21 protein-coding genes are annotated in these 24,045 nt (G+C 45.0%); 11 read left to right on the forward strand and 10 right to left on the reverse strand.

Annotated elements, in window-relative coordinates:
* A partial coding sequence (locus GON05_RS00615) for a helix-turn-helix domain-containing protein (protein ID WP_157317333.1) occupies positions 1-200 on the reverse strand: 200 nt, incomplete at its 3' end.
* A gap of 319 nt (positions 201-519) precedes the next feature.
* On the opposite strand from GON05_RS00615, the gene GON05_RS00620 reads away from it, so the two are divergent.
* A complete protein-coding gene (locus GON05_RS00620; protein ID WP_157317334.1) occupies positions 520-1,311 on the forward strand; it encodes a hypothetical protein in 792 nt (263 codons plus the stop codon).
* Positions 1,312-1,351: 40 nt separating this feature from the next.
* Here the strand turns inward: GON05_RS00620 and GON05_RS00625 are convergent, their stop codons facing one another.
* Together GON05_RS00625 and GON05_RS00630 are read right to left on the reverse strand one after the other, a co-directional pair.
* Positions 1,352-2,152, reverse strand: a complete 801-nt coding sequence (locus GON05_RS00625) for a class I SAM-dependent methyltransferase (protein ID WP_220138817.1) — start codon at positions 2,150-2,152, stop codon at positions 1,352-1,354.
* A 137-nt stretch (positions 2,153-2,289) separates the two neighbouring features.
* Positions 2,290-3,135 (reverse strand): alpha/beta hydrolase, encoded by an 846-nt coding sequence (locus GON05_RS00630; RefSeq protein ID WP_157317335.1) that lies wholly within the window; start codon positions 3,133-3,135, stop codon positions 2,290-2,292.
* Positions 3,136-3,444: 309 nt separating this feature from the next.
* Between GON05_RS00630 and GON05_RS00635 the strand changes: the two genes are divergently transcribed.
* The gene (locus GON05_RS00635) at positions 3,445-4,467 is read left to right on the forward strand and encodes a Gfo/Idh/MocA family protein (RefSeq protein WP_157317336.1); all 1,023 of its coding nucleotides are present in this window, start codon (positions 3,445-3,447) and stop codon (positions 4,465-4,467) included.
* A 56-nt stretch (positions 4,468-4,523) separates the two neighbouring features.
* Here GON05_RS00635 and GON05_RS00640 read toward each other — a convergent pair whose 3' ends face one another.
* The 4 genes from GON05_RS00640 to GON05_RS00655 form a co-directional block, all read right to left on the reverse strand.
* Positions 4,524-5,405 (reverse strand): AraC family transcriptional regulator, encoded by an 882-nt coding sequence (locus tag GON05_RS00640; protein ID WP_157317337.1) that lies wholly within the window; start codon positions 5,403-5,405, stop codon positions 4,524-4,526.
* 159 nt (positions 5,406-5,564) lie between these two features.
* Positions 5,565-6,914, reverse strand: a complete 1,350-nt coding sequence (locus GON05_RS00645) for a lytic polysaccharide monooxygenase (RefSeq protein ID WP_157317338.1) — start codon at positions 6,912-6,914, stop codon at positions 5,565-5,567.
* 252 nt (positions 6,915-7,166) lie between these two features.
* On the reverse strand, positions 7,167-7,853 hold the full coding sequence (locus GON05_RS00650; RefSeq protein ID WP_157317339.1) for a response regulator transcription factor: 687 nt from the start codon (positions 7,851-7,853) through the stop codon (positions 7,167-7,169).
* 35 nt (positions 7,854-7,888) lie between these two features.
* Positions 7,889-9,364: a sensor histidine kinase gene (locus tag GON05_RS00655; RefSeq protein WP_157317340.1), complete on the reverse strand. Its 1,476-nt coding sequence runs from the start codon at positions 9,362-9,364 to the stop codon at positions 7,889-7,891.
* 129 nt (positions 9,365-9,493) lie between these two features.
* Between GON05_RS00655 and GON05_RS00660 the strand changes: the two genes are divergently transcribed.
* From GON05_RS00660 to GON05_RS00685, 6 genes are all read left to right on the forward strand, one after another.
* Positions 9,494-10,813 carry an ABC transporter substrate-binding protein gene (locus GON05_RS00660; RefSeq protein ID WP_246238728.1) on the forward strand — a complete coding sequence of 440 codons (1,320 nt, stop codon included), beginning with the start codon at positions 9,494-9,496 and terminating at the stop codon, positions 10,811-10,813.
* 71 nt (positions 10,814-10,884) lie between these two features.
* Entirely contained in the window at positions 10,885-11,775 is an 891-nt protein-coding gene (locus GON05_RS00665) for a carbohydrate ABC transporter permease (protein WP_157317341.1), read from the forward strand.
* A 34-nt stretch (positions 11,776-11,809) separates the two neighbouring features.
* Positions 11,810-12,688 (forward strand): carbohydrate ABC transporter permease, encoded by an 879-nt coding sequence (locus GON05_RS00670; protein WP_220138818.1) that lies wholly within the window; start codon positions 11,810-11,812, stop codon positions 12,686-12,688.
* 7 nt (positions 12,689-12,695) lie between these two features.
* Positions 12,696-14,114 carry a sulfatase family protein gene (locus GON05_RS00675; RefSeq protein WP_157317342.1) on the forward strand — a complete coding sequence of 473 codons (1,419 nt, stop codon included), beginning with the start codon at positions 12,696-12,698 and terminating at the stop codon, positions 14,112-14,114.
* A 208-nt stretch (positions 14,115-14,322) separates the two neighbouring features.
* Positions 14,323-15,360 (forward strand): glycoside hydrolase family 88/105 protein, encoded by a 1,038-nt coding sequence (locus tag GON05_RS00680; RefSeq protein ID WP_157317343.1) that lies wholly within the window; start codon positions 14,323-14,325, stop codon positions 15,358-15,360.
* Positions 15,361-15,770: 410 nt separating this feature from the next.
* A complete protein-coding gene (locus GON05_RS00685) occupies positions 15,771-16,703 on the forward strand; it encodes a D-2-hydroxyacid dehydrogenase (protein ID WP_181646069.1) in 933 nt (310 codons plus the stop codon).
* A 63-nt stretch (positions 16,704-16,766) separates the two neighbouring features.
* Here GON05_RS00685 and GON05_RS00690 read toward each other — a convergent pair whose 3' ends face one another.
* Complete coding sequence (locus GON05_RS00690) at positions 16,767-17,984, reverse strand: RCC1 domain-containing protein (protein WP_157317344.1); 1,218 nt, start codon at positions 17,982-17,984, stop codon at positions 16,767-16,769.
* Between the two features lie 119 nt (positions 17,985-18,103).
* Here GON05_RS00690 and GON05_RS00695 point away from each other — a divergent pair, with 119 nt between their 5' ends.
* Both GON05_RS00695 and GON05_RS00700 read left to right on the forward strand, forming a co-directional pair.
* The gene (locus tag GON05_RS00695) at positions 18,104-18,613 is read left to right on the forward strand and encodes a GrpB family protein (protein ID WP_157317345.1); all 510 of its coding nucleotides are present in this window, start codon (positions 18,104-18,106) and stop codon (positions 18,611-18,613) included.
* A 78-nt stretch (positions 18,614-18,691) separates the two neighbouring features.
* On the forward strand, positions 18,692-19,927 hold the full coding sequence (locus GON05_RS00700) for an ATP-binding protein (protein ID WP_181646070.1): 1,236 nt from the start codon (positions 18,692-18,694) through the stop codon (positions 19,925-19,927).
* Between the two features lie 7 nt (positions 19,928-19,934).
* Here the strand turns inward: GON05_RS00700 and GON05_RS00705 are convergent, their stop codons facing one another.
* A complete protein-coding gene (locus GON05_RS00705; protein WP_157317347.1) occupies positions 19,935-20,774 on the reverse strand; it encodes a helix-turn-helix transcriptional regulator in 840 nt (279 codons plus the stop codon).
* A gap of 146 nt (positions 20,775-20,920) precedes the next feature.
* Here GON05_RS00705 and GON05_RS00710 point away from each other — a divergent pair, with 146 nt between their 5' ends.
* Positions 20,921-22,303, forward strand: a complete 1,383-nt coding sequence (locus GON05_RS00710) for an MFS transporter (RefSeq protein ID WP_246238730.1) — start codon at positions 20,921-20,923, stop codon at positions 22,301-22,303.
* A gap of 63 nt (positions 22,304-22,366) precedes the next feature.
* Here the strand turns inward: GON05_RS00710 and GON05_RS00715 are convergent, their stop codons facing one another.
* Positions 22,367-23,836, reverse strand: coding sequence for a GGDEF domain-containing protein (locus GON05_RS00715; RefSeq protein WP_246238731.1), 1,470 nt, complete (start codon positions 23,834-23,836; stop codon positions 22,367-22,369).
* Positions 23,837-24,045 lie beyond the last annotated feature (209 nt).

Genomic DNA, 24,045 nt, shown 5'->3' on the forward strand with positions numbered 1-24,045 from the left:
CGTTTGGAGTCGTTAATGCGTTCGTCGATCGTAGGTAGTGCGTCTGCTCCAAATTCATCTTGAAACTCTTTTACCCAGTTTCGAATGGTCTTTGGTGAGACGTCATACTTCCTTGCAAGAACTCCAACTTTAATCCCGGCTAAAGCTTCTTGCGCCACTTTGTTACGAACATCTTTGAATGCGTTGTTTCGTTGTCTCATTCCGTTCAGCCCCCTTTATTTAATAGTACCTCATTTCCCTAGGTACTCTCCAATTCAATTAGGGGGCTTAACAGCGAAGGGGAACCAGGGGCCACTATTTCCTCGTATTTGGCTGTGATTCAACCAAATATGGAGAAATAAGGCCCTGTAGTTCCCCTCAGCCAATCCAACCCCCGCTATTCGCCGAAATAGCGGACTGTAGTTCCTCCAAGTTAGCCAAGTATTTCGAAACTTTAAGTATGATTCCGCGTCTATTCCTACAGGTGGGAAATTATGGGATAATTTACCTTCGCATAGAAGATGCTGGGAGGAGAATAAAATGAGAAAAACCTGTCTAAGTCTAGCCTTGACTTCATGCTTGATGTTCTTGGGTTCAGCATACCCTGTTCACGCCGAAGCACCCCTCATTAATTTTGTTATTATCCAGGAAACAAACTTGTATGCGAAGGACGATCAAAGCAGCCGTCCTCTAGGTGCCATAGCACCTTATCAGAATGTACAGCTTGCCCCGGGTGCACCATTTAGTTTTTACGACAAAAGAAATCCCGAGGAATGGCTAAAGGTGCAGACTTGGCTGGGAGATCGCTGGATACAGGATGATGACAATGTTTTATATGGCACGTATGAAGAACGGAAGAGTACATTAACGCTCTTGAACACCGCAAGTTTATTTAACGAGCCAAACATTAACACGGAAACAACTCAGAAGCTTGCACCTCAGAAGATTAGTTCTACTGCCAAAATACAGTATGGACCGAAGTACGTTATAAACGCGATGAGTGCCACCGGGCAATCAGGAACGTGGTATCAAATTGATACATGGCTTGGACCTAAATGGATTATCAAACCGGCGCTTATGGAGGATGTCCATGCCGAACCGGTAGATTATCAACTTAAGTTAATGGGAACAGAAACGACATATTCCGTACCCTACGAACAGGAAGGTGAGGGGGAAGTATTGGAAGCAGGAACTGTACACGCTATTGCAAAATGGCAACATGCCCCATTGCCTGCTAATGTTATTACTTGGTATAAAATCAGTCTCCCGCAAGGTGAGCGGTGGGTAAACCCTAAGAATGATGTGATAATCCAAGAGAACTTATCCAAATGATAGAACCATCAGATGGCCTCATTACAGAATCTACATATCCCTACATCTTTCTAAAACGAAATATAACCGCAGGCGGAATATCATACCAATCAAATCTATTATTTGCCTGGTCATCCTTCTCGAAGCTTGGCTCATGCAACCCATCCAGAACAAAACCAGAGCTGAAAAATAAGTTCATATAATAGGCTAAAGGTCTATGAAATAGGAGATGAGGAACAGGCTGACCTTTTATTCCTATTGTTTGGCTAGGCTCTGGAGTTAAATATGTTGAGATTTGGATACTATTTCTTGTGACAATCTCCCCGTTACGGTCTTCGGATTCATGTATTTTTCTTGTAGTTGGCGTTTGGAAACAAGGATGCGGGATGGAGAATACGAAGATCCCGCTCTTTTTTAATAACTGTGAAAGCGCCTTTGTTAAAAAGGTTATATCCGCAATATCCATTAAAGCCATATTAGCTACAGCACCATCATACTTTTCTGTTCCAAGGGTTAGTAATGATTGATAGTTTGTTGCATCAACCACTTGATAGTCTATGCGATTTGTATAGTTAGTTGACCTTAATTTTGCTCGCTCGATCATGTTAGGGCTATAGTCAAAAGCAACAACCTCAGCGCCTAAATCAGCCAACCTTCGTGAGAAGTTTCCATTACCACATGCAATATCCAGCAGCATCTGACCTTCTTTTACTTCAAGAAGTTCTTCCGTCTTTGGTCTGATAATTTCACGATGGAACCGATTGCTGTGTTCACCCATGTAATCATCCCAAAACGCCGCAATCTCGTCCCATCTTGACTGGGAATCGTCCGTCATTTCATTCCATTTGCTCAGAATATCCACGTCCCTTCCACTCATGTTACAGGCTTATCCAACTCTCATAATACCATATGCTGGTATAAATATCCGTTGTCTTCTAGAACTCCAATCACAAATAAAGCCCAAGCGGGATACGCCTGAGCTTGCATTTGCAGTTCCAATCAGTCACGACCCGCCTCGTACAGCTTCTGTGCTACAACGGCAGGTTTTGTGCGGGTATAGGTAAAATGGTCTCCGTCGCCGACGATCAATCGGAACACACCGAGCCGTGAGGACATATGTGGATTCCAGCCGAAACCTTCTCCTTGTGGCAATACGTTGTCTTGGTAGAAATAGACGTAACTTTTGGGTGTAGGCAGTGTATAGAACACTTTGAGATCTAATTTCTCGAAAAGTGGTTTTGCCGGTTCAGGCTTGACTCCTGTATAAAATCGTTTGGCTTCCTCCAAAGTTGCCAAATTGACGAACAAATCGCGAAACAGCGGAAATGGAAGGAGGATGGTATCGTCCTTCGATCCGGCTCTGAGCTGCTCGAAACCCTCCCTCGTCGGGGGCGGCAACTCGTCGGCTAGCGACCCGCCGTCTTTCAGAACAAATGCGTCCCAGAAGACGAGGCGTTTGATGCGGTCTGGTATTTGTTCAGCAACCTTCTGGATGACGGTGCCACCGAAGCTGTGTCCTACGAGAACGAAATCGCTTAAGTTCATCTTCATTATATAATCGACGACAGACTTCGTGATCATCGCATGCGTGACATTTTTGTTCGGATCTGTACCGTGACCCGCGTATTCCGGCGCGTGAACGGTATGCCCCTGACTGCGCAGCACGGCAGCAACGCCATCCCAGAAATGAGCGTCGGCCCAGGATCCATGCACAAGCACGAAGGATAGCCGCTGTTCAGGCAGGCGATTGATTCCGTCGGATAGGGCGGCGCTGCGCCACGAGAGCCACTCGCTTTCCGCATAGGGGGAATAGTATGGCCAGTGGGGAACAAATCGGTAATACATGTACAAACATCCTCTCAAAATGACATATATCAGCTTATGCCCAATTCGCTTGCATGGTGTCTAAGACAGTTTTGTGTGATTTTACACCAGTTCTGTTCCTAGAATCTATGCGGACTATCACGTACAATTGGATTTGTAGGAGCGATGGTTGAGGGTCATGAAAGCGTTATTTTTAAAAAGATGATGAATCTAGGGGTTAACCAATGCCTGCACTTGGAAATATTTTGTTAAAGGGGTATTAATGGGTTCGGTTAAAGAATAGAAAAAACAGAATAGATCAGCTTGGTAGGATCTACAGGAGGGAAATTTATGTTTAAGTTAGGTTTGATGGGTTGTGGAGTTGTTGCAAATTACGGGCATATTCCGTCAATAATGAATTCGTCTAAATTTGAATTAGCGGCTATTTATGAGCCTGATGTCGCTCGAAAAGAAGAGCTGCAGAAGAAACATCAGGTTGAAGTTTTTAGTGACGTAGAGCTGTTCTTCCAATCGGGAATTGATGCGGTAGTCATTACATCGCCAGCGCCTGCTCATTATCAAAATGTTCGCGACGCCGCACGTTATGGAAAGCATGTTTTATGCGAAAAGCCATTGGCTATGGATGACGAAGAGGCTGCGGAAATGATCGCTTTGATGGAAAAAGCGGGATTAATGCTGTTTACAGCCTTTGACTACCGATTTAGCCCCGTTGCTCAGATGATCAAAACGATCGTTGAAAATAAGAGCATCGGTGACGTTCGCTCACTGAGGCTAAGTTATATATGGAATAATCATGGGAAATATGTCAATGATGATCAGATTCCTCCACAGTTAAACCTGAGACGTGCAAACCGAATGATTGAAGGCGGGCCTATGGTTGACTGCGGTGTGCACCAGATTGACCTTGCAAGATGGTGGTTAAATTCGGATGTGCAGCTTCAGCATTCGGAAGGAGCCTGGGTGGACGAGTATGAAGCTCCAGACCATATGTACCTCCATATGAAGCATGCTAACAAGGTACATACGATGTTGGAAATCAGTTATTCTTACTGTTTTACGGCCAAAGAACCGGTATCACATTTTATCTATGAGCTGATTGGGACTGACGGAGTTATTCGTTATGATCGTGAAGCCAAACTATTTGAAATGAGGAATGCATCCGGCACGACCCGGTTTCCTTATGCGTCAGAAAAGAATTTCAATGGCATGTACGAAGCCTTTGCTTTATCGCTTGAGACCGGTCAAACAGGAGATATGCCGACTGGACTGGACGGGCTGATTGCAACCCGGATCGCTCGCAGGGCAACGAATGAGCTCATTCAAAAACGAGCGTTGATGCAAGCAAGCAAGTAACTAAATGGAAAAAGTGCTCTTCCGACTGCGGAAGGGCACTTTCTCACTTTTTTACATTAAACGAGCGATATAGGTTTTTGTATTCGCTTTTTTCGAAATTCGGAAGGTGTATACTCGTTATAGCGCTTGAAAATACGAATGAACATGTTGACATTCGGGAACCCCGATTGAACACCAACATCGGCAATACTTAACGATTCGGTAAGCAGCAGATGCTCAGCTGTTTTTATGCGTCTATAATGAAGATAATCGACAAAGGACATACCGATACATTGCTGGAAATATTTGATGAAATAGTGATACTCCAAATGTACGAGATGGAGTACATCCTGAATTCGAATCGGATTTCGATAATTGATTTCAATATAATCCAATACGGGCTTGAGACGCTGCCAATCTGCAGGTGATAGGGGAGGCGAAGAGGGAGCATGACGAATGAGCAGGGAGAGCAGCTGCTTGAAGGCGCCACTTATCGCCAGTTCGTAGCCAGCCTCCATATGGCTTGCTTCTTGGTACACTTGAACTAACAGCTGAAACATCGTTTCTTTGACGGATGGGTTGTTAGCCAGCACCTCATTTATACGATCCAGCGGTTCCGATAATTCCAGCAAAATAGGCGAGAAGTCCTTGGTATATTGATCTAATTGTGCCAGGATATCCAATTGCAGTACAATTTGTTTGACTAACTTCTGTCTTCGGGTACGGTGCAACCGAGAGGATCCGATAATTAACAAATCCTGAGCTTGTAATTGATAAATCGTGTCAACCGTTTCAACTTGCATGGAACCTTCAAATAAGAGAATGATTTCTACTTCTTTATGATAATGCCACATGTTCCAAGGTAACGAAGGCAGTGGCTCTAAAGTACTGTCCCATATTTTGTAACGCAGTAAGGGATGATGGTAATTAACGTGTTCATTTTTGGCGTTTTCTTCCATAGTTGTCCCTCCAACATATTTAATTATAAGGCTGCAAGGCGACATGTAAGTAAGCGCTGCCATGATTTTAACATAGAACGAGGGATATCACAAAGTGAAAAAAGGGCAAAAAGAAGACGACCGATTCATTACTATCGGTCGTCTTCTTCATTTACTTGGTTATTTTTGCAATTCCCATAAAGCTGGAGTGACCGTTGGTGTCCAAGTGTAGATGGATTTATGGGACTGCAAACATTTGTATGTGTGGCCATTGTAGGTAACGAAAGTGCCTCTTGTATAAGAGGTATTTGTCGCCCAAGCAGCAATCGCCGGAGCTTCGCCTGCAGCTGTTGTTCCGCTGACCGTGCTGCCAGCCGACTGATTACCTGCAGCATCGATTGCGTAAACTTTAAAGTTATACGTTGTATTCGCTGCCAGCCCGGTTACAGTATAAGAATCAGCTGTGCCTGAAGTTGTTGTGACCAGCGTGGAACCGTTATAGATTCTGTAGCCTGTGACCCCAACGTTATCGGTGGAAGCCGTCCACATCAACATCATGCTGGATGCTGTAGGTGCTCCCATGATATGAAGACCTGCCGGTGCGGTTGGCTGGGTAGTGTCTGTTGCCGGCGGTGCTGTCGTTGTTACGTTCAGGCTGTTACTCGCTCCGGATTCGTTGCCTGCTGCATCAAAAGCTTTAACCGTAAAGGTGTAAGATGTGCTAGCTGTAAGTCCCGTTACAATATAGCTGGTTCCGGTCACATTTGCGACAAGGGTAGAGCCCTTATAAACTTTGTAGCCTGTTACACCAACATTATCGGTTGAGGCTCCCCATGACAAGGATACGCTCGTTGCAGCTACTGCTGCTTTAAGCGAAGTTGGTGCTGTTGGTGCTGTTGTATCTACCGGATTGGTACCTGAGAAATTAGCATCAATGACGTTATAAAAAGCGTTACCGGTATCTGCAATTTCCCAAACAGCTAAGATGACTTGATATCCGCTGCGCTGAGGCACATTACAAGTATCCGTGTGACCGGATGCAGGTTGTGCATTGTTATAGGCTACTGAGCAGAACGGTGTTAAGTCAAAAGAGCTTCGACTGAGAGGGGCATTTGGGTCCCAATTTGGTTTCGTGATGTAGTACTTCCAGCCTGTTGTTGAATGATTTGCCGTAAACGTCCAAGTGAAGGAATTTGTCCCACTAGCCATGTTCACTTTGGTCCAACGAGTAGCCGATTGTTGGTCAAGCTCAGGAAATTTGCCGCCGGCACTGGCAATTTGGCCATCTGCGGGTCCTGCAGTAGGGAATCCCTTGGGTGCTTCCAAACTTTGGGGTTCATAAACAATGGCACCGCAATTTTTGTTTTCACCTGACTTACAAAGCGCGGAGCGACTTGCAGGACCGTCTACATAACCGTGCGCTGACGCTATTCCAGCCTGAAATAATGAACTAATGGTTGCAAGTACGATAAGAAGACACATGAGAGCGATTTTTGCTGGGGTAGGCCTTGTTAAGCGTAGTACATTCATTAATGAAATACCTCCATAATCAATTGTTTTTATATAAACTCCTATAGAGTTCATACATATATGTAAAAATATATATATAATTGTAAAGGAAATACTTGGATTCCTCATGAGTCTTTTGATTGATATTGTAAATGTATGGAATTCATTGCTCTTTATCGAAAAATAAGTCTGAGGTACTAAAGCCAAAAAGACTGCCGCACAAGTAGGTCTTCTACTTGTAAAGCAGTCTTTTAACTGTAGCTTTAAGCCGGTTTATAGCTTTTTCAGCACTTCAAAAATTCGCAAATCGTTGATGGTTTGGATAACCATTGCGGAATCAGGCATTTGAAATTTCTTGAGAATGGAGTTTATTTGTTTCTTAATGGTTTCATATTCGACAAATCGCTCTTCGGCAATTTGCTTCCTTTTCTTGCCTTCGCATAGTAAACGGAGGACCTGCAGTTCGCTTGGCGTAAGCTCTGAAATGATCTGAATAATATTCAGCAGGCTGTTCTCGGCTCGCTTCACGCGCGCAAATTCCTCACGGATTTTCTCAGCAATCATCGGGCGGATGGGGGATGCGTTCATGTAGGCGGCGCGTATGGCTTCCATAATTTCGACGTCCGTAGCGGTTTTTAACAAATAGTCCGTAATGCCTGTCTGAAAAGCGGCAAAGATGAAGTTTTCATCCTTGTGGACGGTGAGCACGATAATTTTCATCTGGGGATATTTGTCGTGAATAATTTTCGCAGCTTGAATACCCGCGAATTGGGATTCCATCTCGATATCCATGAGAATCACGTCCGGTTGATGCAGCGCTGCTTGAATAACGGCGTCGTGCCCCGAGGAAACACGCGCCACACAGGCAAAATCATCATGTCCGGCGAATGTCCTTTCCAGCCTTCGAAGGTGAGCTTCCATGTCATCAGCGATGAGAATACGGATAGGTTGATGTGTCATTGTACAGGATCTCCTTTCGTCAGCTGTCCGTTCTTTTAGATAATCGGCAAGTAGACCGTAAAGGTCGTTCCCACGTCTTTCTTGCTCTCGACGACGATTTTCCCGTCGTGGCCTATGATGATCTTATGGCAATAGGACAAGCCGATGCCCCAATTATTAACCGATGCTTTGGTGGTGAAAAAAGGATCGAAAATAGCCTCCAAATGCTCCTCGGCGACGCCGGGTCCGTTATCGGTAATCCGGATGAGCGCCCATCCGTTTTGCTGGCTGCGTTCGACCACAATGCGGCCGTCATCCCGAAACAGGAGCGATTCACTGGCATTGAGGAGCAGGTTGTAGATGGCTTCAGTCAAATGCTTGAAGTCAATATAACAATTAGCGGGCATTGTGTCTGATGAATAATCGACTTGGCAGCGGCTAGCCTGTTCGTTTAAACGGGAAATCGCCTGCTGAACTGGAAGATCGATAGACATCGGTTGGAGATTCAGGCTTATATTTTTTAATTTATCAGCGGCATCGTTAATGCTGGCGAGTGCCGACTGCGACGATCGTAAGATGAGATCCAGACTATACTGGGATTCGCTGTCCGCCTGATGGCGTTCTTTCAGATAGGCGGCCTCCGACTGAATGCCGATTAAATGATTTTTGAGGGCATGTGTAAAAGCGCGCGTACCGAGCGTTGCCGTATCAATGCTTTTATTAATTTGAATATCGCGGTTTTTACGGTAAATCTCGATGGAATTAAACTTATACACCAGGTAAATCATTAAAAACAAGATTAAATAGATGGCAAATGGAAACACAGGAAGAAGGATCGACTGATAGCCAAGAGGAGGCTGCAAATAGTTGAAATAACCTTTCAAATACGTTTCTTTAACCAAAACTTTCGGTGCCCAGGAAAAAATAAACAGATGGATGACGACGAGCGGAATAAAGAGCAAGACATGATACAACGTTAAATTTTTGATAAACTTAATTTTCGGATAATTCAAATAATAGTTGATCAGTAAACCAAAAGCAACAAAAAGTATGAGGTAGCGAAGGCTCTTTATAACCATTTCCATCACACGAAAGAACGTCAAGCTATCTATCTGATTGCTTAGGGCGATATGGAAAGAAGGGTCAAAGTAGGTGGTCTCGATGATAAAAAAGAGTAAGATACCTCCATAGCCGATCCTTTGGTTCCATGGGCTTAAGCTGCGGGTGAAGGCAATGGCGAAGCCAAGCAGCGAGCAGTAGAACAACCCAACGCCGATATTCAGCATGCGAATAAGCCAATCGGGATTAAATTTAGTCAGAACCAAATAGTTCCAGGTGCCGGGACTGAAATCAAAGAAGGTGTGAATGACATTGAAATAGTAATTAAATTTGCTCAGGTACAACGTAAAGGCTACAAAAGAAAGCACCCAGCCGATGATGATGCCGTACATGAAGCGGGTTGACGCATGATTTAGCTTTTTGTACGTGAACAATATGGTAAAAATAAGCAGTACAAGAGTAACGAACAGCATAGAATCACTTCCTTCTCTTCAGGCAAAAGGGGGGAATAAAACATTCATCTGTCGGCCTGCCTGGTGTCTACGTATAATTCAAAATAAGAAAGCGCACACAAATCATATCAAAAAAAGGGTGGGTGTCAAATGAAAAAAAGTTTAAAGCTTGCTGTGACAGGCTCTTTGCTGTTGGGTTTTCTGGCTGGATGCGGGTCCGCCGGGCAAACGGCAGGAGATAAAAACACGGCATCTCCGGATGCCAAAGCGGCTCAAGTGAGCTTGAAAGCAACGGTACTTCAGGATGATTTGGAAACGTTTAAAACCGCTTACGAAGAATTTAGCAAAGAGAACCCGACGATCCAAGTGCAATTTGAAACAATTCCACAGGCGCAGTACTACGAAAAGCTTCGCATGCAGCTGTCTTCCGGGGATAATATCGATTTGTTCGGCGGCAACATGGATGTGTTTCTGGACACTGGCATTTTGGAGCCTTTAGACGATTATGTCAAAAAAGCGAATGTGGATGTTTCCGGATATGGCCCGTTGTATGATTCTTTAAAAGTGAACGATAAAGTTTACGGGCTTCCTTACCGAAAATCCAACTGGATGTTGTTCTACAACAAAACATTGTTCGATCAAGCCGGCGTGGCCTATCCAAAAGCGGATATGACATGGGACGAATTCCGTGAACTGGCCAAGAAGATGACCAAAGGGGAAGGCGCTAATAAAACGTACGGGGCATTCTTGCATCCGTGGGCACAAACGTGGTACATGCAAGGCGTTCAAACCGGCGCTTCGATCATCGATAAAGATTTATCGGCGTTCAAGAAAGGCCTTCAATTCCGATTGGATATGGAAAAAGACGGTTCGATGATGGGGTGGGCCGAGCAAATTACGACAAATGCCCATTACAACGCCGCTTTCCAGAAGGGAAATGTGGCGATGAATCTGATCGGAGATTGGCATGTGGCACAGCTTAGACAAGCGGAAGCCGAGAAGAAAATCAGCTTTGATTGGGACGTTGTTCCCGTTCCGCATCCGGAAGGCGTAGCAGCTAATACGAGCTTGGCGACTCCGGTGTCCTTGATGGTGAATAAGAACTCCAAGCACAAAGAAGAAGCGTTCAAAGTGCTTCAGTTCATGACCGGCGTGAAAGGTGCGAAGCAGTTTGCGGCGAAAGGCTTTCTCACAGGATATATCAACGATGAAATCCGTAAAACGTATATTGGTGACGGCACTTTGAAGCCTAAAAATATCCATTATTTCGTGGAACAAAAAGAATATCCGGAATATCCGCTGCTGCCAGGCGTGAAAAACATTTTGGTAGGAAGCGTCTACAAGCAAGAAGGCGAAATGGCGCTAACGGGCGCTCAGACCGTCGACCAAGCGATTCAAAAGATCGGTCAACGCGTTGCCTCCGAATGGGCCGATAAATATGCCAAAGATTACAAAGCAGGCAAAAAGTAAGAGACAGAACAGAAACGGCCGGGCTTCGCTCTATGTAGTGAAGCTCGACGGTTTTGATAGGGGTGAAGCATATGAAGGGTTCGAGCAAAGCATTACGGCGTAATCGATTGACAGGATATACATTTCTGCTTCCCAATATACTTGGATTTTTGATTTTTATTTGCTTACCGGTGTGTGCTTCCTTCCTCATGAGTTTTACGGAATGGAACGGGTTTGGTGAAATTGAATTTGCGGGATTATCGAATTACACGCGTTTATGGAGCGATGAAACGTTCCGAATCTCTCTGCTCAATAGTTTACTTATGACAGCCGTTTCCGTTCCGGTGACGCTGATTCTTGCGATTTTGGCAGCAGTCGCCCTCAATAAAGGCTTGAGAGGCGTTAAAATATTTCGAACGGCGATTTTTCTGCCGCATATTACGGCAACCATTGCCGTAGCCGTCGTGTGGCAACTGCTTTATAACCCGACCATGGGGCCGATTAACGGCTTCCTCAGAAGCCTTGGGATCGACAATCCGCCAACTTGGCTTGCATCGACACACTGGGCGCTCTTTTCGGTCATTATCGTCAGTATCTGGCATTCAATTGGTTACTATATGGTGCTCTATTTAGCCGGCCTGCAGGGAATTCCAAAGGATCTCTATGAAGCAGCAGAAATTGATGGCGCAGGCAAAGTCTCACAGTTTCGCAATATAACACTGCCGATGCTGTCGCCGGTCATTTTCTTTACTATTATTATGGGCATTATCAATTCGTTCAAAGTATTCGATCTGGTCTTTGTCTTGACCAAAGGAGGCCCCGGCCGTTCAACGCACATGCTGGTTTACGACATTTATTATACGGCGTTCCAGCGCTTTGAATATGGCTATGCCTCTGCCATGGCTTACGTGCTGTTCGCAATTATTCTAGTCATTACGTTGATTCAATTTAGAGGGCAGAAACGTTGGGTGAACTACTCCTAACGAGCATATCGGGTTAGAGAAGGGAGAAGCCAACATGAATATGCAAGTAGAATCAAGTCGGACGATGGTGACGTTACCGAGGCGAACTCCAATTGGCGCATGGATTAGAAAAACGGTTTTATATGCGGTCGTGACCGTTGTCGCCTTGTCCATGGTTGTTCCTTTCCTTTGGATGCTTTCCGCATCGGTGAAGTCGGAGGCGGAAATATTCAGCTTCCCCATTCAGTGGATACCGAGTCACTTTTACTGGTCAAATTACAGTAAGGTATGGACGCAACTTCCTTTTTTCACCTATTATTTGAATACGATCAAAATTGCCGTGCTAACTACACTGCTGCAAATTATTACATGCTCTACGGCTGCTTATGCGTTCGCCAAAGTGAAATTTCCGGAACGAGATAAACTGTTTTTCATGTATGTGGCAACGATGATGGTGCCTTACCAAGTCATGATGATTCCACAGTTTATGTTAATCAAGAAAATCGGGTTAATCGATTCGCATTTGGCATTGATTTTGTTGGGAGCTTTTAGTCCATTTGGCGTGTTCTTGTTCAGACAGTTTTTTATGTCTATTCCAGAGGAACTCTCGGAAGCTGCCAGAATTGATGGATTGAGCGAGTTTGGCATCTATGCACGGGTTATCCTGCCACTCATTCGGCCTGCGATTGCCAGCTTGACGATCTTTACCTTCATGCACGCATGGAATGATTTCCTCGGTCCTTTGATCTACCTGAATTCGGATAACTTATTTACGCTCCAGCTTGGCATGCAGCATTTCCAATCCGAGCATGCTACGGAATACGGCCCGTTAATGGCCGCAGCGGTTTGTGCCATTATTCCGACGATCATCATTTACTTTATGGCGCAAGACCACTTCGTCGAAGGGATTTCCGCAGGCGCGGTTAAAGGGTGAGTCGATCATGAAGCCAAACATCATTTATATTTTTGCTGATCAATGGCGGAAGCAGGCTGCCGGTTTTATGGGGGAAGATCCTGTCATCACGCCCAATATCGACCGATTTGCGCAGGAGAGTCTGGTGTTTAACCATGCGCTCTCTTGTACGCCGCTTTGTTCTCCGCACCGAGCTGCGCTCATGACAGGCAGATATCCGCAATCGACCGGTGTCTATACGAACTGTAAGATCGGTGCAGATATTATGCTAAGCCCGGACGAAGTTTGTGTGGGAGATGCGCTGAAGGCGGCTGGGTATCAAACGGGTTATATTGGCAAATGGCATCTGGATTTACCTGAGCAAAATCGTTGCCCGGAACCGGAATCCGGAGCGCGTGAATGGGATGCGTACACACCACCAGGGCCCAAACGGCACGGCTTTGATTTCTGGTATTCTTACGGTGCGTACGACCAACATTTGAAGCCGCATTATTGGAAAGACACACCGGAAATGATTCAAGTGGAACAGTGGTCATTGGAGCATGAAACGGATGTTGCGTTAGACTTTATTCGGACAAAAAGAAAAGAAACAGAGAAGGACAATGGGCCGTTTGCTCTATTTGTCTCTTGGAATCCGCCTCATAGCCCCTTTGAACTTGTGCCTGAACGCTACAAGGAGATCTATGGCGGACGGGAGTTGAGTTTGCGACCGAACGTAAGTTCTGGTCGACTTGCTGCGCACACGGGTGAGCCCTTTGAAAGCGGGGATGAGGCGCTGGATCGGTACACCCGAGATTACTTCGCAGCGGTATCAGGCATGGATGAACAATTCGGCCGGATATGGCGGGAAGTCGAGCAGCTGGGGATAGCGGAAAACACGTTGATCGTACTCTCGTCGGATCACGGCGAGCTTATGGGCTCGCATGGCTTAATGGCGAAGCATTCTTGGCATGAGGAATCCATTGCGATTCCTTGTCTTATGAGTTGGAAAGGCGTGATTGAGCAGGGCAGCACGAATCTGCTTTTTAACAGTGTGGATATTATGCCTACGCTGCTTGGTCTTGCAGGCATTCCCGTCCCTGCAGCTGTAGAAGGGATGGATCTGTCCGGTGATATTCTTGGTACGAGTGAAACGGATATTTCCTCAGCTTTCATTTCCGGTTTCCCCGGAAGAAAGGATGCGATGGAGCTCTTCGCCGCCTCTGGCTTGGACAACCGCCGATATGGTTGGCGGGGTATCCGCACAAGCATGTACACCTACGTTGTACATAGAGGATACGCACCTGGAGCGGAAGTGCAACGCTTATTTTATGAGCATGAGAAGGATCCTTATCAGCTGAATCCTGTTGTGCTGTATGAGCGGCCGCAGACGGAACTTTTGATCTCACTGGAAAAAGAGCTGCAAAGTTGGTTAGATCGGACCATGGATCGGTTTGATCTGGGTTGATAGATGTTTGCATTATAAAAAGAGCGCACAGAGTTTTGAATGTGTACTCTTTTTTGCTGTTTCTTTATCTAATCGCAAGATATGCGAGATTTGGTTATTTTTTAGTTAAAAATGCGGAGAATACCCTCGGAAATTATGCTATTTTTATAGGTAATGTGCGTAAAAGCTATAGATTTCATCAGGCAGAATAGATGGAGGTATCGATCCTATGCGGAAATTTGAATGTAACGAAAACGAAGTAAAAGAACTCATAGACCGGGTAGTCCGCAGAACGATGAATATGGATTTCACATGGAACTGGTCTTGCGGCGTAGCTTATTATGGCATTTGCAAAGCTTGGGAAGTAACGGGGAATCAGGAGTACATCGATTTCTTGGTGAAATGGGTGGACGAGTACCTGGAGCTCGGATTGCCGCCGATGATGGTTAATGCTTGCGCGATGGGGCATACCATGCTGACCTTGTATGAAGCTACGGACGATTCCAAGTACCTTGACCTGGCGCTCTTGAAGGCCGAATATTTGCGCAAGGATGCCATCCGATTCGGATCGGGTGTTTTCCAGCATACGGTATCCTCCAAAAATGATTTCCCAGAGCAAGCGTGGGCAGATACGTTATTTATGGCGGCGTATTTCCTGCTGCGGCTTGGATTCAAAATAGACAATAAAGCTTACATAGAAGATGCGCTGAATCAATTTTACTGGCATGAAGAATACCTGCAGGATACGAAGACGAACTTGTTCTACCACGCATGGGATAATGTGAGGCAAGATCATTTGTCGGCGATTTATTGGGGCAGAGCCAATGCATGGGCGGCTTATACGATGGCGCAAGCGTACAAAATGCTGAATCCTTTCATGCCAATGTGGATGCAAATTGGAGGAGCTCTCGGCGATCAATTAAGCGCTCTGGTCAGACTCCAGTCTGAGAACGGGCTGTGGCGCACGGTATTGACGGATGAAACCTCCTACGAGGAAACTTCAGCCTCCGCCGGTATTGCTGCCGCACTCACCACTTATGCGCATCCGCTGCATCAAAATTATATGGCCAAAGCCTATGAGGGCATCTTGGCAAACATTGATGAAGAAGGCTCCGTGCGGAATGTATCGGCAGGTACGGCCGTGATGTACTCCGTAGATGATTACAAAGTCATCTCCAAGAAAAGAGTGCAAGGATGGGGGCAAGGATTGACCTTAGCTTACCTGGTTGCTCTGCTTCAAAATAGGGAAGTCGTTAGTAAAATTTAAGAGTCAGCGGCAGTCTGGGGCTTGATTTTCTCCCGGGACTGCCGCTTTTATTTATCAGAATGCCACCCAAGATCAATGTTGCAATCGCTTAAGTGGTTCCTCCCTGGCCAGCGATGGGAACTACAGGGTGCTATTTCATCGAAATATGCTCTTTTTTGCGCGGAGTGGAACTGTGGGCCGCTATTTGTCCATTTTCTTTAAGAAAACGGGTTTAGGCGGTCAAATAAGGCCCTGCAGTTCCGCTTGAACGCGGAAACGGGCTGAATGTGCTAGAATAGCGGGCCGTAGTTCCTCAAGGACGACGAAGTTGTTTATCCTTCGAGAACGGAAGCAGAATATAAAAGAGAACTTGCCGTGGTATAATAAGTTACTATTGTATAGTTTTATGGATTTTATAGGGGGCGTGGCAGGTGGATATACAAAAAATCTTGGTGACCGGACGGATGTTCAAAGAGCTGGAAAAGTTAGCTTTGCTGGACACTAAGCGGGAGTATCTGTTTCTTCCAGAGGCGGAAGTGCGCTCGAATCACTTCGATTGGGCTGATGGTTATGTGGCTTTTAAACCGACGGAGTCGTTTCATTTCGGTAAACTGCGGTGGGTTCATGCGCTTGGAGCTGGCGTTGATGCTTTTTTACATAATCGCGAATGGAAAAAAGATGTATTATTGACTCGAACGGTCGGCAGCTTTGGATCTAAAATAGGGCAGTATTGCTTAAGTTACATACTTGCCGATGTGCAGCAACATCAAAAATTTCAGCAATATCAAACAGAAAGACAGTGGCAGCCTTCACAGCAGCTGCTTCTACAGCAGCTTCGCATTGTCATTTTCGGTACTGGAACAATTGGCATGAAAGTCGCGAAGATGCTTCATACTTTTGGGGTAACCGTTTATGGTATATCTCGCAGTGGAGCTCCGATCGCTCATTTTGATAGGGTAGTTTCACTTAAGGATGCGAACTCGTTGTTAGCCGAGGCCGACTGGATGATTAACACACTTCCATTGACTCCAAAGACGGATAAATTATTCGACAAGCATTTGTTCTCCTGCATGCAAGGTGCTGGCTTTATCAATGTGGGCCGGGGAGCTTCCGTAGATGAAACCGCACTGCTTGAGGCAGTAGACCGAGGCCAGGTGCGCCGAGCTGTTCTTGACGTGTTCCAAGAGGAGCCGCTGCCCGCAGCATCGCCGTTGTGGTCTCATACGAACGTGACCATTACTCCACATATTTCTGCCGTTACCGGGGTGGATGAAGCGATGGATGGTTTGCTCGCCGTACTGGAAGATATGGACAGCGGGCAAGAACACATTCGCCATTTGGTGGACGTAAGCCGAGGATATTAGTTTTAAATGAAAGAGACCAATTGCAGGCCCTTGATGGGCAACTGCAATTGGTCTATAAGCTAATTAACTCCTAAACTCTACTTGCTGTGGTTTATCAACAAATTTGCTGAAGTTATCAAGTCCCCACATCCAGACCGTTCCATCTTTTTTGATAATGGACTCTGTCGGCGAATAGTAATTATTAATATTAACGGAAGCAGCATCGGCAATGCCATCTAATTTAAATAAATCCTTCCAAACGGTTTGAGGCTCAATACCAAGAGCTTCCCATTTCTCTACAAAATAGCCCTTGCCCCAAACCGAACCATCTTTTTTCACAAAAAGTACATGTTCAAAGTTGCTAGAAACATCCACGACATCCGAAATTTCATCCACTTGATAAGGTGCTACAGGTGTGAGAGCTACTTCTTGGAAGGATTTATTTTCTGAGAAAGCTGTTGTTCTCCCCCAGTTCCATACGGTACCATCTTTCTTTATGGCAAAATGGTTGTTTTTCAGCATAACAATATCTTTTAAATTTTCGAGTTGCACTGGCTTATTGAAGCGAAATGAGTCGTATAAAGGCTTTTTCGAACCCCATGGGTTATATTCATCAATGTTCCAAACCGTTCCATCCTCTTTTAAAAATGTCACATCATAATAGTCATTAGAAATCATCAAGTCCTTAATATGATCCAAGCCTTCAACAAGAACTGGCTCTGTTTTCAATGAAATAGAAGGATCATTTTTTACATAACTTGGAGCCGTTTCGAATATCCATACTTTTCCATTTTTATCAAGGGCAAGAGCTAACATACCAAACGTATCAACTTTTACGATATTTTCTAAGTGAGGGATTTGCTCTCCTAAAGTTGCAGAGATATGCTCCTTGTGATCCGGTTGCTCATTTTCTGCCGTGCGTTCTACTGTCCATACGGTACCATCATTTTTCAAAACAAATATCATGCCAAGTTCATTTTGGCTAATGCTTTTTACATTTGTAAGACTTGGTGCTTTAACCATCAGATTAGGGAAAAAGCCATCCTTAACGGATATGGCATGAAGTGCCAAACACCAACCATTACCTTGATTGTCAATCGCAACAGGAAATTTGGGTTGTGTCAATTGAACAATCTTGGGCTGATCCTTCGCCGAAGCATCTGCCGCTATTGCCGTCAGTGGAGCAATACTTGAAAGGGATAGTACAGATAATAACGCAGCACCTTGAGTGAATCGTTTTGACCAATAATAAAACTTCAACGTCGTCATCTCTCCTTTAATTGGGGAATTATTTTTATTCATCCATTTATATCCATAAGGTTAGACGGAAAAAATAGGAAATAGTTTCGATATACAATAAAATTTTCTATTAATTCCCAAGTTGGTGATTTGATCATTCAGAATGAAAGGCAGGTATTCCCATGGCCGAGGAAGTTGTAATTGCAGAATATACGCCTGAATGGGCGACAGAGTTTGAGAGGGAAAAGGCGAAGATACAGCAATCTCTGCAACAAAGGGCGGTCTATATCGAACATATAGGCAGCACCTCAGTGGTCGGATTACCCTCAAAGCCAATAGTGGATATTGCGGTTGGCGTGCATCAACTTGAGGAAGCCGACCTATTCATTGAACCTTTGCGTAAAATGGGTTACGAATATGTTCCCAAAGTGGAGTTTCCCACTCGCCGATTTTTTCGTAAAGGAGAATGGCGGAAAGGAACGCATCATCTTCACGTTTATGAAATTACGAGTAAGGAATGGGAAAGTAACCTTTTATTCCGCGATTATCTCAGAAGTCACCAAGAGAAAGTAGGCGAATATGCCGCACTTAAGAAGCATCTTGCATCCCTATATTCAGAAGATCGAGCGACATATACCAAAATGAAAGCACCTTTCATTCAATCGGTCATAGAATTAGCGAGGAAATCATGAAGAAATGTCATTTGGCTATTTGCTAAGTGGCTTTTTTCAGGCATAATCAAAATTGAATAACTTCGTATGGGAGGGCTTATGTTAGATTACATACTCTTAAACTTTCTATTTATTCTGGTAGGTGCCCTTTCATACTTTGCTTTTGGATTATACAAGAATAAACACTCCAAATTAATTATTGGTGTGTTATCGGGTGTATCCGTCGTATTTTGCATGTCGTTTCCTTTTACGGTTTTTCCAGGATACATCTACGATTTGAGAATAATTCCATTTCTAGTAGCGCTGATTTACGGGGGGTATGGCGCAGGAGGGCTCGTAGCCGTTACATTGCTTCTGTATCGCTTTTATCTCGGAGGCAGCGGGTTTATCGTAACCACGTTATCTTACGTTCCCATTTTCATTCTTGTTCTTGTGTTTCTGAAGCTTCGAAAAGAAGGAAAACAAAATATTTTATTTGGGATGTTGTTCTCCTTATTGTCAGCATTAATTGTATCCGTGTGGAGCACGATTCAATTGCAGCATGATATAGATCACCATGAGATCTTTTTTGTTTATTATTGCGTCATTCTAACGGTTTGTTCATGGATTACTTTCTTTTTCATTGAAACGATGAGGGACAACATCCATATGCGGGATGAAATCTACCGTTCTGAGAAACTTAGTGTTTTGGGTGAGCTTGCTGCCACCATCGCTCATGAAATTCGAAATCCAATTACCGTATCCAAAGGTTTTCTTCAATTATTAAAATCCCGTACGCAGAATGAAACGGATCTTAAATATTCTATTCTTGCATTAGAAGAGATTGATCGAGCGGAAGCTATCATTTCCGAGTACCTCATGTACGCCAAGCCTCAGGCTGAAAAGGTAGAAAAGATTGATGTTAAAGCCCATTTGAGTAACGTTATAAGCATAACCGAACCCTATGTTACGTCAAAGGGCCATATTGTGGATAGCCAATTGGAAGATTTGTATGTTTATGGCGATTCGAAAAAATTAACGCAAGTCATGATCAATTTAATTAAAAATGCGGCTGAAGCGATAGAGAAAAACGGGAAGATCACGATTCATGCATTTGCCCAAAATAACTACGCTGTTATTGAAATTATGGATACGGGAATCGGCATGAATGAAGAACAGCTTCAGAGATTAGGAAATCCTTTCTATTCGACGAAGGCGAAAGGAACGGGGCTAGGACTTATGGTCAGCTACCGAATCATTGAAGCTTTGGGTGGAACGATTCGTGTTCAAAGTAAACAGGGGATGGGCACGAAATTCAGCGTTCTCATTCCTTTGCAAGATGAGGCCAAACAATAAGATGAACTTATTCCGCTAGAAGCTTCTTAAGTTTGCGAGTCGTATCACTATCGAGTGTCGGTACATTGATTGTCACCGTAAGGTGGGGTAAATCCGTTACATGGAAGGAAATTTGATCAAAGATCAGTAATCCGGCTGCCGGATGATGATTGATTTTCTTTCCTTCGGGCCCATTGAGAACATCATGTTGCGGCCACCATGCCCTGAATTCCGCACTTACTTGATTCAAATCCCCAATAAGCTCCATCCACCAAGGATCACCCGCAAATTTGCCGTAATTGGCACGAAAATGAGCCAAACGGTGCCGGGCATGATTTTCCCAGTTGTCTTGAAGCATTTCACGCACGTATGGCGAAGTGAACGTTCGCCATACCGAATTGCGCTCGCGCATCGACATGGCACGATAATCCCCATAAATCAGATTTGCTGCTCTGTTCCAAGCAACAATATTCAGGCGCTGATCGGTCACATAAGCTGGACTCGTCCCTTGTAGGTCAAGGAAAAGCTGAAGCGTCGGACTAATCGTAGTTTCAACTGGCGTCAGATCGGCAGGCAGCTGCTGTAAAGCCAGCAGAAATAAGTGCTTGCGCTCACTCGAATCCAACTGGAGAGCCCTAGCAATATTGTCCAGCACTTGAGCCGATACCTGAATATTTCGCGCTTGTTCCAGCCATGTATACCAATCCACGCTTACGCCGGAGAGTTGCGCCACTTCCCCGCGTCTAAGACCGGGTGTGCGTCTTCGGCCTCCATGCGGCAGACCCACTTGCTCAGGCGAGAGGCGTGCGCGACGTGTTTTAAGAAACTGCGCCAATTCTTCAAGACGCGTATGGTTTGAATGATCCATATAGCGGCGTCTACTCCTCTCCTCTAATCTGGCTCCTATCGTAGGAGCTCAACTCCTAGGATAAACCATCATCTTATTCTATTATACAATTCATTATACACTTTCTATTGAGATGAATTTCATATCGCAATGGAAGGGGACTTACTTTGGAAAAAGCATTGCAATTACAGTCCAACCTTACAGGAAAGCTAGCCAAAATGCTGCTTCTTCTTGGACTTTCGCTTGGATACTTTATGGTACTCCTGGACATGACGGTGGTGAGCGTCGCGCTGCCTGCGATTCGCTCCGAATTAGGCGGAGGACTATCCGGACTTCAATGGGTGGTCAACGCATACACAATTGTATTTGCCGGTTTACTGCTATCCATGGGTTCGTTAGCGGATAAACTTGGTGCCAAACGGGTTTATGCTGGAGGTTTGGTCCTTTTTCTCGGGGCTTCGGTCCTAGCCGCATTTGTTTCGTCGCTGGGGATGCTGATCGGCTTACGTGCGATACTCGGCATTGGAGGAGCAGCGCTGATGCCAGCTTCGCTCAGCCTATTGGTCCATGCCTACCCGGAGACGGCCGAACGCGCCCGGGCGCTTGGTATATGGGCAGCAGTTACCGGGGCAGCGATGGCGGCGGGACCTGTGATCGGCGGACTCTTGGTAGATTCGTTCGGTTGGCGAAGCATTTTCCTGCTTAATGTGCCGCTTGCAGTCATTAGCCTAATCTTGACGTTTCTGCTAGTTAAGGAAACAGACCGTAGAGCGCAGAGAAGCTTTGACATAGGGGGCCAAATGACGGCTATAGTCGCCATCGCTGCTTTGTCATTTGGACTGATGGAGGGGGATAGCTATGGATGGTCATCTCCGACTATTTTAATGGCATTTGGCGTAGCCCTGCTAAGCGCCATTCTCTTTCTCATATTCGAAGTGAAAGGTGAATCCCCATTACTTCCATTGTCATTATTTAAACATGCGACAGTATCGGCGGGCATGATAGCAGGGATGGCTATTAACATCGGCCTGTCGGGCATTTTATTTATCATGCCGGTATTTTTTCAACAAGTGCGCGGATTATCGGCCCACATCACGGGACTCATGCTCCTTCCCATGATGATTCCGCTTGCTTTTAACCCGATTCTGACTGGACGCATCGTTGGCAGAATCGGAGCACGGATACCGATGACTGTCGGTTTTTGTCTTGGTGGTGTGGGTACACTGCTTCAGGTGTGGACGGAAGTGAACACCAACTATGTGATTACGATGATTGGTTTGCTGTTTATCGGTTTCGGAGTATCTTTTACGATTCCTTCGCTGATGGCGGCTGTAATCTCTTCTGTCCCGAAGGAACAGACCGGTGCGGTATCCGGCGCTCTTAACGCAAGCCGTCAGCTCGGCGCCACGCTAGGGGTTGCTATTCTCGGTTCGATTCTGAGCAGCCGCACATCTTTTATTGACGGCATGCATCTATCGTTTATCGTGACAACCGTTATCTTGTTTGGCGGGAGCAGCTTGTCGTTCGTATTTATGGGTAGAAAAGAATAAACAGCGGCAGCCAAGGACTAAATGTTCAGTCCAAGGCTGCCGCCGTTTGTTGTCCCAGGTCATTCAATCTGCTAAGGCGGAAATGCCAGTTTTCCTTGCCCGTTTCATCGTATACATAGCCTCATCCGCGTTCTTCATTAATGTTGTGATGTCCGTGGCATCTCGAGGAAATTGGCTGACTCCGGCGCTAAACGAAATCGGAATTTCAATCCCTTTATACGTAAAAGGGGTCTTCTGTACGAGAGACAACCGATGGTCGACAATACGATCTAATTCGCTATTGTCATCCATGGAGGAAATAATCCAAACGAATTCGTCTCCACCGATCCGTCCAATCTTATCATCAGGTTGGGAGCAGTTTTCCAACATAAGTGCAATATGTTTGAGATAAAGGTCGCCAACAAAATGCCCGTATCGATCGTTAATTGGTTTAAAATTATCCAGGTCAATTAAGATAAGAGCAAAACTTTCACGGCGTTCAATCTTTTCTAACAGCAGCTCATGGAGGGCAGCCCGATTATATAAATCCGTAAGTGAATCATGGTGCGCTAAATATTTGTAATTTTGCTCGGATTTCAATAGTTTACGTTCCGCAACCTTAAGAGACGTAACATCCGTCAGATGCATCACATATAGTTTCTCGTCGGTTTCTTCGATCAATTCAAGGCCCATAATCAAATCCCAGTCGCCTTTCTTCGGATTATGCAGTTGAGCCTCCCACTGTACTTCATTTTCTTGCTGAACGAGAGCCAACATGTCGACTACGGGCATGTTATTCTCAAACTGGAAATAGCTCATGATATGATGAACAGGAATCCCTTCCAGCCATTGTTTGGCCCGGGGATTCATTTCTTTAACGTCTCCCTTTTGGTCCAGAAGCAGAATGGCAGTCGGCGCAGACTTGAAAAGAATATGGAAAAGCTTGCGGTAATCCGGCATAATGTCATACTTACCAACCAAATGGCGGAGTGTAACAGCCCATAGCAAATAGCCGATAAAAAATAGGATCATGGCATTCCGCGATGTTAGTACTTTCGATTGTAGAAGGAATGTAACAAGGACAAACCAGGCAAACAGCAAAAATAAGCTGAGAAGCAGGGAACGCAGAACCTGTCGATGTTTGATTTCCTTCACACGGTACCAAGAAACGGCGAGGATGATCACCGAAAGCAGGATATATCCTGCTATAAAGAGAACGGTAATAAGTAAAAATTGTGGATCAAGCGGACTTCGTCCATCCGTCACTTCAGCGTTATATAATACGCGATGATCTTTGGTGATTAAAAACCCAAGCCACAATGTATACGGGGCTGCGTAAATGAAAGGCAAAAATCGCTTGAAAGCCGAAGTTGCAGGGTTTCCGATGAGTACGCTGAGATGGACCAAACAGCAGATGACCAACAGAAGCATCGGGCTATTCCCATATAGAACAATTTGCATTTGATATTGAGGCAGCAAAGATGTTTTAATGTATTCTCCTAAAAAATAAAACTGAAAAGCCAGCATAAGCAGAGCGGCAATTCGGTTCAACATGCTTTTTATATTTCGATGTAGTAAGGTTACTGCCATGTAGAAAAAGAAAAAACTAGGGAGCAAAATCGTTAAGAAGTCCATGAAAAGTTCGTTCATTATAAAATGTACCTTCTCGTGATCGTATAGTGGAGTGTTCACTCTCACAGTAGCATGAATTTTACTTGCTATGCAATAACAAAACAGGAGGAAAATATAAGGTGATTTGACGA

This window comes from Paenibacillus anseongensis, assembly GCF_009757995.1.
In the GTDB taxonomy this organism is placed as follows: Bacteria; Bacillota; Bacilli; order Paenibacillales; family NBRC-103111; genus Paenibacillus_E; species Paenibacillus_E chondroitinus.